Source organism: Microbispora amethystogenes (genome assembly GCF_016863015.1).
Lineage (GTDB): Bacteria > Actinomycetota > Actinomycetes > Streptosporangiales > Streptosporangiaceae > Microbispora > Microbispora amethystogenes.
In genome coordinates, this window is the sequence record NZ_BOOB01000016.1 from 42,211 (window position 1) to 55,914 (window position 13,704).

The following is a 13,704-nucleotide window of genomic DNA, read 5'->3' on the forward strand; positions in this document are numbered from 1 at the left end:
CGGGGGCCCCGCTGGTGGTTCAGCCGACGAGTTCGGCGTTCAGGGTGATCGTCGTGCCGGCCAGCGCCTTGCTCACCGGGCAGTTCGCCTTCGCGGTCTCGGCCGCCTGCTGGAAGTCCTCGGCCGACAGGCCGGGCACCTGGGCCCGTACGGAGAGCACGATGCCGGTGATGCCCTCTCCGGGCTGGAAGGTCACGTCGGCCCGGGTCTCGACCGACTGCGGCGGGGTGCCCGCCTGGGCCAGGCCGTGGGACAGGGCCATCGAGAAGCAGGAGGAGTGGGCGGCCGCGATGAGCTCCTCCGGGCTCGTCTTGCCGTTCGCCTGCTCGGCCCGGGAGGGCCAGGAGACGTCGAAGGTGCCGACACCGGAGGTGTCGAGCGAGACGGTGCCCGAACCGTCGAGCAGGGCGCCCTTCCACTGCGTCGTCGCGGTACGAGTGGTCGCCATGGCGACATCCCTTCACTAGCGAGTCTTAATCCATCAGCAGCGACCTTAACGCCACCCGCGCCGCCGATCGTCCCGCGACCCTCCCCATCACGCCGGCTCCATCACGTCGGCGCGGCGGCGAGCCGCGCCTGGTGGGCCCGGTGCTCGGCCCGGACCAGGTCCTCGACCTCGGCCCTGATCCGCAGGAACTCCGCGGAGCGCCTGATCTCCAGCGGGCGTGGTCCCGGCAGGTCGATGACGATCTCCTGGCTGATCCGGCCGGGATCGCTCGACAGCACGACGACCCGGCGGGCGAGGAACACGGCCTCCTCCGTGTCGTGGGTCACCATGACGACGGTCGGGCGTTCCCCGGTCGGCGTCACGTCCTGCCAGACCTGCCGTACGAACAGCTGCATGTCCTCCTTGGTCTGCACGTCGAGCGCGCCGAACGGCTCGTCGAGCAGCAGCACGCGCGGCGCGCAGGCCAGGGCGCGGGCGATCGCCACCCGCTGCTGCTGCCCGCCCGACAGACGGCCCGGCAGGGCCCCGGCCAGGTGGCCGAGGCCCACCTCGTCGAGCAGCCACCGCACCCGCTCGCGCCGGGCGGCGCGCGGCAGGCCGAGCGCCTCCAGGCCGAACGCGACGTTCTGGGCCACGGTCCGCCACGGATACAGCGAGGCGGTCTGGAACACCAGCCCGCGGTCCGGGCCGGGGCCCGAGACCTCCCGGCCGTCCAGCAGCACGCGGCCGGCCGTGGGCGGCACGAGGCCCGCGACCATCCCCAGCAGGGTCGACTTGCCCGAGCCGCTCGCCCCCACCACGCAGACGAAGTCGCCCGACGCCACGGACAGGTCCACGTCCTGGAGCACCGGCCGGCCCGGGACGAACTCCTTGCGCACGCCCTCCAGCCTGAGACCACTCATCGGGCCCACCTCCCCACCCGGGCGCGCAGCAGGCGCAGCGCGACGTCGATGGCCAGGCCGATCAGCCCGATGACCACGAGGATCGCGAAGATGCGGTCGGTCTGCAGGAACCGCTGGGCCCGGGTGATCCGGTAGCCGAGGCCCGAGGTGGCCGCGACCAGTTCGGCGACGACCACGAAGTTCCACGCCGCCGCGGCGTTGACCCGCATCGCGTCGATGATCCCCGGCAGCGCGTACGGGAACACCACCCGGGCGGCCACCCGCGGCCGGGACGCTCCGAGGGTCGCCGACACCTCCAGCAGCCGGCGCGGCACCTGCCGTACGGCGTCGGCGGTCATGAGCGTGTTGAAGAACACCACACCGAGGACGAGCAGCGCCACCTTCGACGCCTCGCCGATGCCCAGCCAGATGATCAGCAGCGGGATGAAGGCCGACGCGGGCAGGTAGCGCAGGATGCCGACGGCCGGTTCGAGCAGCGGCTGCGCCCAGCCGAGCGTCCCCATCGCGAACCCCAGCGGCACCGAGATCAGGACGGCCAGGCCGAAGCCCGCCGCGATCCGGCCGAGGCTCGCCGCGAGGTCGGCGGCCAGCTCGCCCCCGGCCGCCATGTCCAGGCCGGCCGCCCAGACCGCCGACGGGGACGGCAGGAACGCGGGGTCCACCCGTCCGCTCGCGCTGACCGCCTGCCAGGCCGCCAGCGGCACGAGGATCGACAGGCACCGCAGCAGCCACGCCGTACGCGCGGAGACCGACCTCGTGAGCGGCCTGGTCGTGCGCGTCCGGCGCGGCGCGGGCCCTTCCGCCGCCGGGGCCCTCTCGATGTCCTGTCTCGGCATCGCTTCGGCCGCGGTCACGGCTGCACCGCGCGGACGAACTGGGGCGCGAACAGTCCCTCCAGCGGAGGGGCCCTGTCCACCAGCTTCGACGAGACCAGGAAGTCAGCGATCTCCTTGGCGCGGCCGTCCAGCTCGCCGGAGAACGCGGTCCGGTTGCGCTCCAGCGTGAAGATCGTCGTGCCCTTGTCGTACGACTCGTAGTCGGACACGCTCACCCCCGCCCGCTTCGCCATGATCTGCAGGGCCTCCGGCCGGTGCTCGCCGATCCAGGTGAGCGCGTCGAACCAGGCCGACACGAGCCCCTGCACGGCCTTCGGGTCGCGGGAGACGAGGTCACGGGTCACCACCAGGTGGTCGGGGATCGCCCCGGGAAAGTCGGCCGACGTCGCGATGGCACGGCTGCCCTTCCGCTTGAGCGCGGTCGTGGTGAAGGGGGCGAAGACGCCGACGGCGTCGACCTGCCCGGCGACGAAGGCCGCGGCGGCGGCGTCGGTCGGCATGGGCCGGAACTGCACGTCCGCCTCGGTGAGACCGGCCTTCCGCAGCGCGAGCAGGAGCAGGTAGTGATCGACGGTGCCCTGCTCGGCGGCGACGGTCCGGCCCTTCAGCTCGGCCGGCGACGAGATGCCCGGCCCGGCGATGATCTGGTCGTTGCCGCTGGAGTTGTCGTTGACCAGCACGACGCTCTGCTTCGCCCCGCCGGCCACGGACGCCAGCGTGTCGTTGAGCGTCTGGCTGTTGGCGTCGATCGTCCCCGTGGCCAGCGCGTTGAGCGAGTCGGTGTAGCTGTCGAAATACTTGAGCTCGACGTCCACGCCGTTCTTGCGGAACAGGCCCTGCTCCCCGGCGACCTGCCAGGGGAACCAACCCGGCCAGGCGCTGAAGCCCAGGGTGATCGTCGAACCGGCCGGGGCGGCGGCCTGCTTTTCCCCGGGTGAGGCGCAGCCCGCGAGCAGGAGCAGGGCCAGGAGCAGGGCCAGGGACAGGGACGGTACGGCGGCGAGGTGTCGGCGCGTCATCGGACCGCCTCCTTCTTCCTCTTCGGCAGGTGTCCCGAGCGCACCAGGCACCCGAGGGTGTCGCAGATGACCCGGGTGGCGATGAGCGAGGTGATCTCGGCGTTGTCGTACGGCGGCGAGCACTCCACCACCTCGATCCCGGCGAGCGGCCGGGCGTCGGCGATGAGCTGGATGAACTTGAGCACCTCGCGGGGGAGGAACCCGCCGGGCTCGGGCCAGCCCGTTCCGGGCACGAAGGCCGCGTCGAGGCAGTCGACGTCGAAGGACAGCCAGACGGCCTCCGCGCCGTCCCAGGCGACCTCCAGGGCCCGCTCGGCGGCGGCCTCGATGCCCATCTCGACGCAGTCGGTCACCGTCATGATCGTGGTGCCCCGCTCGCGGCCCACCTTCACGCCGGGGCGGGGCGCCTGCCAGCCGCCGATGCCGATCTGCACGAGGTTCTTCGGCGGCACGTTCGGAATGTCGGTGGCGTGGAACCAGGGGGTGGTGTGCATCCGCTCGTCGAGGTCGGTCTCCTGGGTGTCGACGTGGCGGTCGAAGTGGATGATGCCGACGTTTCCCCGCACGTGTTCGGCCACCCCGCGCACGGTCGGGTAGCCGATCGAGTGGTCCCCGCCGAGGATCACCGGGAAGGCGCCGCTCTCGAAGACGTGCGCGACGCCCTTGCTGATCTGGTCGAAGGTCTTCTCGATGTTGCCCGGGATCGTGAAGATGTCGCCCAGGTCGCAGATCGTGATCGACTCGCGGAGGTCGACGCCGAGCTCGAAGCTGTACGGGCCGTACAGCGCGGAGATCTTGCGGATGCCCTGCGGCCCGAAGCGGGTGCCCGAGCGGTAGGTGGTGCCCCCGTCGAAGGGCGCGCCGAGCACCGCCACGTCGTACTCCCCGCAGCGCCGCACGTCCTCGACGTACGGCGCCTTGAGGAAGGTGTTGATCCCGGCGAAGTGCGGCAGTTCGCCCCGGGAGAAGGTGGGGATGGTGCGGTCGACGATCGAGTCGGCGCCCTGCAGGCCGAGTTCGAGCCCGCGGGCGATCTCCCGCTCGTGCATGGTGGTGGGGATCTCGGCCTCACGCTCGACGGCGTTGCGGGCTTCGGGACCGTAGTGGGAATGGAGGTGGCCCACGGCACTCCTCGGGGGACGGCTGGTCCACCGCCGCCCGGCGGGCGGCGGGCTTCGCGACCCGCGGCGTCTCCCCGGTCCCGGCCGCGCCGCTGACCGGGGAGACGCCGAAGTCGCAGCCTCCCGGGCTTTTGTCCCGCCGTGGAACGGCTCCGCGCCGAGCCGCCTGCACCTCTCGGACCAGCCGAACGGAACCCTAGGTGCGCCTCACCGGCGTGAGCCGGTGAGTCCCCTTCATGACAGCGGCGGCCTGTTTCCGCCGGATTTCCGTTTCGTAGCCGTCCCGTGACCCCCTGCTCACGCGGGCGCCGCGCGGTCCAGGATCGGCTCCAGGTCGAGGCCGGGCGGGAGCGTGCCGAAGGCGCGGCCCCAGTCCCCGCCGAGGCGGGAGGCGCAGAACGCGTCGGCCACCGGCGCCGGGGCGTGCCGCACGAGCAGGGACGCCTGCAGGACCAGCGTCATCTCCTCGGCCACCCGGCGGGCGTCGGCCTCCCCGGCGGAGGCGAGCGTCTTCAGCACCCGTTCGGCGGCGTCGTCGACGCGGCGGTCCCCGGCGCGGGCGACCTCGGCGAAGAACGCCTCGACCGCCTCCGGCTCCCGGGCGAGCACCCGCATCAGGTCGAGGGCGGCCACGTTGCCCGAGCCCTCCCAGATGCCGTTCAGCGGTGACTCCCGGAACAGCCGGGGCAGCTGCGACTCCTCGACGTACCCGTTGCCGCCCAGGCACTCCAGCGCCTCGGCGGCGTGGACCGGCGCCCGCTTGCAGATCCAGTACTTGGCGGAGGCGAGGGCGGCCCGGCGGAACAGGCCCTCGGCGGCGTCGCCCGCCACCGCCCGGTCGGTCGCCCCGGCCAGGCGGGTCATCAGCGTGGTCGCCGCCTCGGACTCCAGCGCGAGGTCGGCGAGCACGGCGCGCATCAGCGGCTGGTCGGCCAGCGGCCGGCCGAACGCGCTCCGGTGGCGGGCGTGGTGCAGGGCCTGCGTCAGGCCCTGCCGCATGCCGGCGGCCGAGCCGATCACGCAGTCGAGCCTGGTCATGTTGACCATCTCGATGATCGTCCGGACGCCCCTGCCCTCCTCGCCGACGAGGAAGGCCGTCGCGCCGTCGTACTCGACCTCCGCGGAGGCGTTGGACCGGTTGCCGAGCTTGTCCTTCAGCCGCATCAGGCGCATCGCGTTGCGGGTGCCGTCGGGCAGCACGCGGGGGAGCAGGAAGCACGACAGCCCGCGCGGGGCCTGGGCCAGCACCAGGAACGCGTCGCACATCGGGGCGGAGTTGAACCACTTGTGCCCGGTCAGGGCGAAACTCCCGTCGCCCAGGGGTTCGGCCCGGGTGGTTCCGGCCCGCACGTCGGAGCCGCCCTGCTTCTCGGTCATGGCCATCCCCGCCAGCACCCCCCGCTTCTCCAGCGGCGGGCGCAGCCCGAAGTCGTACGTGCGGGAGGCCAGCAGGGGCTCCCACTCCGCCCGCAGCGACGGCGAGTGCCGCAGCGCGGCCACGGCGGCGTACGTCATGGAGATGGGGCAGCCGTGCCCGGCCTCCACCTGGGACCAGACGAAGAACTTGGCGGCCCTGGCGACGTGCGCCCCCGGCCGGGCCGAGGTCCAGGGGGAGGCGTGCAGCCCGTTGCCGACCGCGACCGACATCAGCTCGTGCCAGGCGGGGTGGAACTCGACCTCGTCGATCCGGTTGCCGTACCGGTCGTGGGTGCGCAGGACGGGCGGGTACTCGTTGGCCAGCCGCCCCCACTCCTGCGCCTTCTCGGAACCGGCCAGCAGGCCGAGCCGGCGCAGCTCCCCGGTCGCCCAGTCCGCCCCCTCCCTGGCGAGCCCCTCCAGCAGCGCCTGGTCGGCCGAGACGTCGTGCCCGGTCAGCGGGGGCGGCTGGTTGGTCACGTCGTGAGTCGCGTCGCGGTTCACAGGGTCCTCCTCGGGTGATGCCGGGTCCTCGGCGCCGGGAACCGGGGCGAGGCCGGACCTCCATCTCAGCACCCGGGCACGCCGGGACAAACACCCGCCGCCGCGCTCAGGCGCCGGAGATGTCCAGGCCCAGCTCCTGGGCGGCCTCGAGCGCGAGGTCACGGGCGTAGCCCTGGCCGGCGCCCGCCTCGCACAGCACCCGGTGGACCCCGTCGAACGCCCGCCTGTCGCCGCGCGCCGCGAGGCCGCGGGCCGCCTCGGCCACGGTCGTGATGTCGTGGTCGGTCAGCCGGGCGGCCAGCGCCTCCCTGATCCGGGCGGTGTCGGCCGGCAGGCCGGCGAGGCCCATGGTCGCCCAGTCGCGCACCTCGTCGTCTCCGCACTCCGTCAGCCGGATCAGGGCGGTGAGGCCGTCCTCGTCGCCGGGCGGCAGGACCGCGGCGAGCGCGACCGCGTCGTTGACGGTGGGCTGCCGCCCCGGGCCGCCGACGATCGCCAGCACCTCGGGGAGGGCCCGCTCGTCGGCCCGGTGGCCGAACGCGGCGAGCAGCGCCTCGACCACCGCGGGCTCGGTCTCGCGGCGGGCCAGGTCGCGCAGGATGCCGAGGACCTCGTCCTGCCGTTCGTCGTGTCCGGTGTGCTGGCCGGTGTGCTGGGCGGTGTCGGGGCCGGGCTGGGCGAGGACGTCGACGCCGAACTCCCGCCACGCCGGGTCGTCGCTCTCGCACAGCCGCGTCACCGCCCGGAACGTCTCCTCGTCGTGGCGCCCCCGCAGCGCGTGGACGGCCGCCCACCACGTCTCGTCGTCCTCGTCGAGGTCGCGGTAGGGCAGGACGCGGCGGAGCAGCGCCTCGGGCGGCGGCCGGAGGCCGAGCGCCGCCTCCAGGACCGTGGTGGCGGCGGCGTGCCCGTACTGGCGGGCCACCGTATAGACGCCGGAGTAGGCACCGGTGCGGGCGTCCTCGGCGCGCGCCTCGACGGTGACCCGTCGAGTGCCGTCCGGCGCGGCGGAGTGCGCCACCAGGACCGTGTGCTCGCGGCCCAGCCGCGCGGCGGCGTCGTCCCGGAGGACCGTCTCCAGATCGGCCGCCGCCAGCCGGGCGGCGATCTCCAGCGGGGTCGCGCCGTCCCAGCCGGGCGCGGCCGGGTCCGCGCCGTGCTCCAGCAGCGACCAGACGATCCCGTACGCCCCGAACAGGGCGGCCAGCGTCAGCGGCGTGTCGCCGTCCTCGTCGGGCAGGTCGGGGTCGGCCCCGGCGTCGAGCAGCACGTCGGCCGACTCGAGGTTGCCGTTGGCCGCCGCCCAGAGCAGGGGCGTCCAGCCGCCCTCCTCCGCCGCGTCGGGGTCGGCGCCCCCGTCCAGCAGCGCCTGCACGGTCGCGGCGTGGTCCCAGCAGGCCGCGGCGCACAGCGGCAGCCCCTCCTCGGGCCCGCCGCTCGGCCGGTCGGGGTCCGCGCCGTGGTCCAGGAGCAGCCGGACGATCTCGTGGTGCCCACCGGCGGAGGCGCGGTAGAGCGGCGTCGTCCCCTGGGCGGGGTCGACAGCGGCGGCCACAGCGGGGGACACGGTGGGAGACACGGTGGGGGACACGGCGGGAGACACAGCGGGGGACACGACGGCCTCCGGGTGCAGCAGCTCCGCCACCCGCGCGGCGTCCCCCTCCGCGATCGCCTCCAACAACCTGCTGCGGGTCACGTCTCCATGCTCACACAGCCCCTTCTGGAGGACCCCGCAGGGATCGTCCCCAGGGAGGATGGGGAGGGGGGCCGGTGGGGGTTACGGTGGAGGGCGTGAACGATCCGGGTGGCATGCGGGCGTCCGACGCCGAGCGCGAGTCAGTGGTGGAGCAGCTTCGAGTGGCCTCCGCCGAGGGGCGGCTGACGCTGGCCGAGCTGACCGAGCGCACCGAGGCCGCCTATCTGGCCCAGACGCACGGCGAGCTCGCCCAGATCACCGCCGACCTGCCGGGCGGCGCCCCGGCCGCGGCCCCGGCGCCCGCGGCTCCGGCCGCTCCGCAGGGCAGGATGCGCAAGTGGATCGTGGCGGTGCTGGGCGACACCAAGAGAAGCGGCTCGTGGCGGATCGACGACGGCATCGGCGCGGTCAGCGTGCTGGGCGACGTGACCCTCGACCTGCGGGAGGCCGAGGTGCGCGGGCGTGAGGTGGACGTCGTCGCCACCTGCGTCCTCGGCGACCTGAAGATCATCGTGCCGGACGGCGTCGACGTGGAGCTCTCCGGCATCGCCGTCCTCGGCGACAAGAAGGTCCAGGTGATCGAGGCTCCCGCTGGGCAGGCCGCCCCCGTCGTCAGGGTCCGGGCGTACGTCCTGCTGGGCGACGTGAAGATCATCGGAGACTCCCGGGCGCAGCCGATCAAACGCGGCTGGCACGCCTGGAGCGAGTGGTGGCAGGAGCGCCGCGCCTCCCTCACCGAGGGGGACGCGTTCGACGAGCACGGCCGGTACGGCCTGCACGACATTCACAGGATGCACGGCATGCACGGGTTCCGCCCGCCCCGCCCGCCCCGGCTCCGCGACCGCCGGCGCGACTGAGGCGGGGGAACCGGATCGCCGTCCGAGGCAACGGCGCGGCGCGCCCAGGGCGTAGTCATCGGTGACCGTCCACCGAGGACCGCACCGATCACTGGGGGCCGCACATGCGCGACCGGGCCGACTTCGAGCGCTACGTCGAGCAGCGCTCGGACCGCATGCTGCGGACGGCCTACCTGCTCTGCCGCGACTGGGCCACGGCCGAGGACCTGGTCCAGACGGCGCTGGCCAAGGCGTGGCTGGCCTGGCGGAGGGTCGGCGACAACCCCGACCCGTACGTCTACCGCATCCTGGCCAACACCCATGCCAGCTGGTGGCGCAGGCGCTGGCGCGGCGAGCAGCCGACCGAGGTGCTGCCGGAGCCCGCGGTCGGCGACGCCGCCGACCTGTTCGGCTCCCGCGACGCCGTACGGCGGGCCCTCGCGGGACTGCCGCCGAAACAGCGTGCCGTGATCGTGCTGCGCTACTTCGCCGACCTCGGCGACGACCGGATCGCGGAGATCCTCGGCTGCTCGGCCGCCACCGTGCGCAGCCAGGCGAGCAGGGCACTGGCCAGGCTGCGCGTCGATCCCGCCGCCCGCTCCGCGATGAGCCTGGAGGGCTGACGATGACACCGACCGAGACAGTGACCGAGACAGAGCTCCGCGACCTCCTCGCCGGGGACGCCGCCACGGCAGGGAGCGGGGGCGTCACCCTGGCCGGCGTGGACCGGCGCGTGCGGCGTCTCCGCCGCCGTCGCGCCGGCGCCGGGGCGGTGCTGGCCGCCGGCCTGGCCGCCGCGGTGACGGTCGCGGCCACGCCCCGCACGGTCACGATCGCGCCACCCGGAGACGGCGGACCGGCCGCCGTGGCGGCCGTGCCCACCGTGGGCTCGTACCTGACGGGGGAGCGGGTGTTCCTCAGCGAGGCGATCGAGACGGGCGGGCGGGTGCTGACGTTCACCTACACGGGCATCAGCGAGTCGGTGAACGTGCGGGTCGAGTGCCGGGACCCGTCGTACGCGCTCGTCTGGCTGAACGGCCGGCTGGTGACGCAGGGCGTGTGCGGCATCCAGAGCGACGACGTCGACCACGCGGTGTCGTGGACCGACGAGTCCGGCGGGCATCTGCGGGGAACCAACGACGTGGCCGTGGCGCTGGTGCCGGTCCAGCGGGTCGCGGCGGGCCTCGAAGCGGGGGCGCCGGTCCCCGCGCTCGGCGAGCGGGAGGCCGAGCGCGTCATCGGGGAGTCCGGCGAGTACCGGACCGGCGGACGGCTCACGATCAGGGACGCGTGGCCTCTCGTCGCGGCGCCGACCCCGATCTCCTGTGACCAGGACATCGTGATCCGCAATCCCAACGGGCAGGAGATCCTCTCCTCCGCGTGCGGGGATCCCACCGTGGTGCGGTCCCCCGGATGGCCGGAGAGCTGGAGATGGCTGGAACCGGGAAGCGGCGGTTAGGCCGCCTCGCGGGCGGCGCGTACGGCCTGGGCGTGGCGTTCGAGCAGGAGCGTGACCAGTTCGGGGGCGGCGCCGAGGACGCCGGCCACGGCGTGCGCCCCGGCGTCCAGGGCGTCGCGCCGCACGGCGTCGGCGAAGTGGCCGGGGGCCAGCAGGTACGGCGCGACGACGACCCTCGGCGCGCCCGCCCGCCTGAGCCGTTCGACCTCCTCGCGGGGCCTGGGCGCGGCGGCGGAGGCGTAGGCGGCGGTGACCGACCACCAGGGGCGCTCCCGCGCCCACGCGCGGGCGACGGCGGCGATCGTCGCGTTCGCCCGGCGGTCGCCGGACCCGGCCGAGACCAGCACCACGGCGGTGCCGGGGTCGCCGGTCTCCACCCCGGCCTCGGCGAGGCGGCGTTCGAGCGCCCGGACCAGCAGGGGGTGCGGGCCGAGTGTGGGGCCGCAGACGGCCCGCAGGCGCGGCGTGCGGGCCGACGCCTCCCGCAGGGCCGCCGGGATGTCCACCCGGCTGTGATAGGCGGCGGTGAGCAGGAGGGGGAGCACCACCGCCTCGTCCAGGCCCGACAGCGCCCGCGGCAGCGACGGCGGGGCGTGGTCGAGGTAGGCGGCGCGGACGTCAAGGCCGGGCCGGGCCCGCCGTACGCCGTCGAGCAGGGCCTCCACCGTCGCGGCGGCGCGCGGGTCGCGGGACCCGTGCGCCACCGCGATCAGCGGCGCGTTCCGGTGTGGAGCACTCGTCACAGGTGGATGCCGCACTCGATCTTGCCGAGGCCGGACCAGCGCCCGCTGCGCGGGTCCTCGCCCGGCGCCACACGGCGGGTGCAGGGGGCGCAGCCGATCGACGGATAGTCGTCGTAGTGCAACGGGTTGATCAGCACGCCGTTGTCGGCGATGTAGTTGTCGACGTCGTCCTGGGTCCACCGGGCGATGGGGTTGACCTTGACCATCTGCCGCTTGGCGTCCCACTCCACGACCTTGGTGTTCGCCCGGGTGGGCGACTCGTCGCGGCGGATGCCCGACACCCAGGCGAGGTACGGCTCCAGCGCCCGGTTCAGCGGCTCCACCTTGCGCAGGTAGCAGCACAGGTCGGGGTTGCGCCCGTAAAGGCGCGGGCCGAGGTCGCGGTCCTGCTCCTCGACCGTCCTGGACGGCTTCACGTTGATCACGTTGACCTTGTAGACGGTCTCGACCGCGTCGCGGGTGCCGATGGTCTCGGCGAAGTGGTAGCCGGTGTCGATGAACAACACGTCGACGCCCGGCTTCACCCTGCTGACCAGGTCGATCAGCAGGGCGTCGCTCATCGACGAGGTGAGACAGAGGCGGTCGCCGAACGTGGCCGCGGCCCACCGGATGATCTCCCGGGCGGGGGCGTCCTCAAGGAAGCGCGCCGCGGACTCCACGATCCCCTGGAGGTCCAGCGTCGCCCGCTGCCGCTCCAGGCCCGCCTCTATCTCTGCCACCGACATCGTTACTCCTCACACGTCGTTCACTGGTTCATCGGATGATCGGACGACAAGCCTTCGAACAATCACGAACGCACGCCGACGCCGAGGAATTTCACCCGGAAGGCACGGGCGCAGGCCCTGCAGTACCATCCGTGGCTCTCCTCCTCGGTCACGTAGGGCTCCAAGTCCTCGTCGCCGCAGTACGGGCAGTAGAACGGCGCCGCCCGCTCGCTCACTTGAGATCGCTTTCGTCGGCGCGCTGGACCCACTCGGCGAAGGTCTCGCCCTCGTTCCGCTGCTTCTCGAAGTTGCGGGCGACCCGCTCGACGTAGTCGGGCAGTTCCTCCGCCGTGGCCTTGAGCCCGCGCACCTTGCGGCCGAAGGTCGGGTTGAGCCCGATCGAGCCGCCCAGGTGCACCTGGAAGCCCTCGACCTGCTCACCCTTGTCGTTGGCCACGAGCTGGCCCTTGAGGCCGATGTCGGCGACCTGGATGCGGGCGCAGGAGTTCGGGCAGCCGTTGACGTTGATCGTCAGCGGCTCGGCGAAGTCCGGCAGGCGCCGCTCCAGCTCGTCGATCAGGGCCGACGCGGTGGCCTTGGTCTCGACGATCGCGATCTTGCAGTACTCGATGCCGGTGCAGGCCATCGTCTGGCGGCGGAACGTGGACGGGTTGACCTGGAGGTCGGCGGCCTCCAGCTCGCTGACGATCGACTCCACCTGGTCGGGGGCGACGTCGAGGATGACCATCTTCTGCTCGACCGTCGTGCGGATCCGGGCGGAACCGTGCCGCTCGGCGATGTCGGCGATGCGGTGCAGCGTGTCGCCGTCCAGCCGGCCCACGCGCGGGGCGAAGCCGACGTAGAAGTTGCCGTCCCGCTGCGGGTGGACCCCGACGTGGTCGCGCCGGCCGCTCTGCGGCGCCTCCGGAGCCGGGCCGTCGGGCAGGGCGTACTGCAGGTACTCGGTCTCCAGGACCTGGCGGAACTTCTCCGCGCCCCAGTCGTTGACGAGGAACTTGATCCGCGCCCGGTGGCGCAGGCGGCGGTAGCCGTAGTCGCGGAAGATGCCGGTGACCCCGGCCCACACCTCGTGGACCTGGTCGGGCCGGACGAACGCGCCGATCCGCTGGGCGAACATCGGGTTGGTCGACAGGCCGCCGCCCACCCAGACGTCGAAGCCGGGCTCGCCCTGCTCGTTCACCACGCCGACGAACGCGACGTCGTTGATCTCGTGGACGGTGCAGTGGGCGGTGCAGCCGCTGATCGCCGTCTTGAACTTGCGCGGCAGGTTGGAGAACGCCTTGTCCCCGACGTACCGGTCGTAGATCTCGTGGATCTGCGGCGTGCCGTCGATCACCTCGCCGGCGTCGATCCCGGCCAGGGGGCAGCCGAGGATGACGCGAGGGGTGTCGCCGCACGCCTCGGTGGTGGACAGGCCGACCGCCTCCAGCCGCCGCCAGATGTCCGGGACCGACTCGATCTCGATCCAGTGGAGCTGGATGTTCTGCCGGTCGGTGACGTCGGCGGTGCCCCGGCCGTAGTCGTTGGAGATGTCGGCGATGGTGCGCAGCTGCTCCAGGCTGAGCTGCCCGCCGTCGATGCGGACCCGCAGCATGAAGTAGCGGTCGTCCAGCTCCTCGTCCGGCAGGATCGCGGTCTTGCCGCCGTCGATGCCGGGCTTGCGCTGGGTGTACAGACCGAACCAGCGGAAGCGGCCACGCAGGTCGGCGGGGTCGATCGAGTCGAACCCGCCCTTCGAGTAGATGTCGATGATCCGCTGACGGACGTTGAGCCCGTCGTCGTTCTTCTTGTTCTCCTCGTTCTTGTTCAGTGGCTCACGGTAACCGAGAGCCCACTGACCTTCGCCGCGCGGGCGTCTGTGGTGGCGGTTCGCCGGGCGGGCCGGGGTGCTCATGGGCACACGTCCTTCTCCGAGGCTCGGGTCGAGATCGGTCTTCGGCGGACACCGGCGCAGGCGGCCTCTCACCTCGCCGGCGGCGTGCGCGGCAGAGTGTGAGGG

Annotated in this window: 14 protein-coding genes and 1 riboswitch; of the genes, 3 read left to right on the forward strand and 11 right to left on the reverse strand. The window is 73.3% G+C overall.

The window, feature by feature from the left end; all coding sequences use genetic code 11:
• Positions 1 to 19 precede the first annotated feature (19 nt).
• The 7 genes from Mam01_RS11750 to Mam01_RS11780 all read right to left on the reverse strand — a co-directional run bounded on the left by Mam01_RS11750 (position 20) and on the right by Mam01_RS11780 (position 7,942).
• The gene (locus Mam01_RS11750) at positions 20 to 448 is read right to left on the reverse strand and encodes an OsmC family protein (protein ID WP_150931779.1); all 429 of its coding nucleotides are present in this window, start codon (positions 446 to 448) and stop codon (positions 20 to 22) included.
• A 101-nt stretch (positions 449 to 549) separates the two neighbouring features.
• A complete protein-coding gene (locus Mam01_RS11755) occupies positions 550 to 1,350 on the reverse strand; it encodes an ABC transporter ATP-binding protein (RefSeq protein ID WP_204285404.1) in 801 nt (266 codons plus the stop codon).
• Positions 1,347 to 2,204, reverse strand: a complete 858-nt coding sequence (locus Mam01_RS11760; RefSeq protein ID WP_204285405.1) for an ABC transporter permease — start codon at positions 2,202 to 2,204, stop codon at positions 1,347 to 1,349. Before Mam01_RS11760 ends, Mam01_RS11755 begins: the two co-directional genes overlap by 4 nt.
• A complete protein-coding gene (locus Mam01_RS11765) occupies positions 2,201 to 3,205 on the reverse strand; it encodes an ABC transporter substrate-binding protein (protein WP_204285406.1) in 1,005 nt (334 codons plus the stop codon). The genes Mam01_RS11760 and Mam01_RS11765 overlap by 4 nt, the downstream gene beginning before the upstream one ends.
• Complete coding sequence (locus tag Mam01_RS11770) at positions 3,202 to 4,329, reverse strand: agmatinase family protein (RefSeq protein ID WP_150931775.1); 1,128 nt, start codon at positions 4,327 to 4,329, stop codon at positions 3,202 to 3,204. The genes Mam01_RS11765 and Mam01_RS11770 overlap by 4 nt, the downstream gene beginning before the upstream one ends.
• Before the next feature lie 115 nt (positions 4,330 to 4,444).
• Positions 4,445 to 4,537: riboswitch (guanidine-I (ykkC/yxkD leader) on the reverse strand.
• Positions 4,538 to 4,623: 86 nt separating this feature from the next.
• Positions 4,624 to 6,246 carry an isovaleryl-CoA dehydrogenase gene (locus tag Mam01_RS11775; protein WP_204285407.1) on the reverse strand — a complete coding sequence of 541 codons (1,623 nt, stop codon included), beginning with the start codon at positions 6,244 to 6,246 and terminating at the stop codon, positions 4,624 to 4,626.
• A gap of 106 nt (positions 6,247 to 6,352) precedes the next feature.
• Positions 6,353 to 7,942: an ankyrin repeat domain-containing protein gene (locus Mam01_RS11780; RefSeq protein WP_239101233.1), complete on the reverse strand. Its 1,590-nt coding sequence runs from the start codon at positions 7,940 to 7,942 to the stop codon at positions 6,353 to 6,355.
• Positions 7,943 to 8,037: 95 nt separating this feature from the next.
• On the opposite strand from Mam01_RS11780, the gene Mam01_RS11785 reads away from it, so the two are divergent.
• The 3 genes from Mam01_RS11785 (at position 8,038) to Mam01_RS11795 (ending at position 10,237) form a co-directional block, all read left to right on the forward strand.
• Positions 8,038 to 8,799: a DUF1707 SHOCT-like domain-containing protein gene (locus Mam01_RS11785; protein WP_204285408.1), complete on the forward strand. Its 762-nt coding sequence runs from the start codon at positions 8,038 to 8,040 to the stop codon at positions 8,797 to 8,799.
• A gap of 104 nt (positions 8,800 to 8,903) precedes the next feature.
• Complete coding sequence (locus tag Mam01_RS11790) at positions 8,904 to 9,401, forward strand: SigE family RNA polymerase sigma factor (RefSeq protein WP_150931768.1); 498 nt, start codon at positions 8,904 to 8,906, stop codon at positions 9,399 to 9,401.
• Positions 9,402 to 9,403: 2 nt separating this feature from the next.
• Entirely contained in the window at positions 9,404 to 10,237 is an 834-nt protein-coding gene (locus Mam01_RS11795) for a hypothetical protein (RefSeq protein WP_204285409.1), read from the forward strand.
• On the opposite strand, the gene Mam01_RS11800 is transcribed toward Mam01_RS11795, so the two are convergent.
• The 4 genes from Mam01_RS11800 to Mam01_RS11810 form a co-directional block, all read right to left on the reverse strand.
• Entirely contained in the window at positions 10,234 to 10,980 is a 747-nt protein-coding gene (locus tag Mam01_RS11800) for a sirohydrochlorin chelatase (RefSeq protein ID WP_239101234.1), read from the reverse strand. The genes Mam01_RS11795 and Mam01_RS11800 overlap by 4 nt on opposite strands.
• Entirely contained in the window at positions 10,977 to 11,705 is a 729-nt protein-coding gene (locus Mam01_RS11805; protein WP_150931766.1) for a phosphoadenylyl-sulfate reductase, read from the reverse strand. The genes Mam01_RS11800 and Mam01_RS11805 overlap by 4 nt, the downstream gene beginning before the upstream one ends.
• Before the next feature lie 62 nt (positions 11,706 to 11,767).
• Positions 11,768 to 11,920, reverse strand: a complete 153-nt coding sequence (locus Mam01_RS36555; protein WP_111699548.1) for an Insertion element protein — start codon at positions 11,918 to 11,920, stop codon at positions 11,768 to 11,770.
• Positions 11,917 to 13,599 (reverse strand): nitrite/sulfite reductase, encoded by a 1,683-nt coding sequence (locus Mam01_RS11810; protein WP_204285410.1) that lies wholly within the window; start codon positions 13,597 to 13,599, stop codon positions 11,917 to 11,919. Before Mam01_RS11810 ends, Mam01_RS36555 begins: the two co-directional genes overlap by 4 nt.
• Positions 13,600 to 13,704: the final 105 nt, after the last annotated feature.

What these genes read in the sequence shown, in the direction of transcription:
- Mam01_RS11750 (WP_150931779.1), bottom strand. Translation starts at nt 448, where the DNA reads ATGGCGACCACTCGTACCGCGACGACGCAGTGGAAGGGCGCCCTGCTC.
- Mam01_RS11755 (WP_204285404.1), bottom strand. Translation starts at nt 1,350, where the DNA reads ATGAGTGGTCTCAGGCTGGAGGGCGTGCGCAAGGAGTTCGTCCCGGGC.
- Mam01_RS11765 (WP_204285406.1), bottom strand. Translation starts at nt 3,205, where the DNA reads ATGACGCGCCGACACCTCGCCGCCGTACCGTCCCTGTCCCTGGCCCTG.
- Mam01_RS11790 (WP_150931768.1), top strand. Translation starts at nt 8,904, where the DNA reads ATGCGCGACCGGGCCGACTTCGAGCGCTACGTCGAGCAGCGCTCGGAC.
- Mam01_RS11795 (WP_204285409.1), top strand. Translation starts at nt 9,404, where the DNA reads ATGACACCGACCGAGACAGTGACCGAGACAGAGCTCCGCGACCTCCTC.
- Mam01_RS11805 (WP_150931766.1), bottom strand. Translation starts at nt 11,705, where the DNA reads ATGTCGGTGGCAGAGATAGAGGCGGGCCTGGAGCGGCAGCGGGCGACG.
- Mam01_RS11810 (WP_204285410.1), bottom strand. Translation starts at nt 13,599, where the DNA reads ATGAGCACCCCGGCCCGCCCGGCGAACCGCCACCACAGACGCCCGCGC.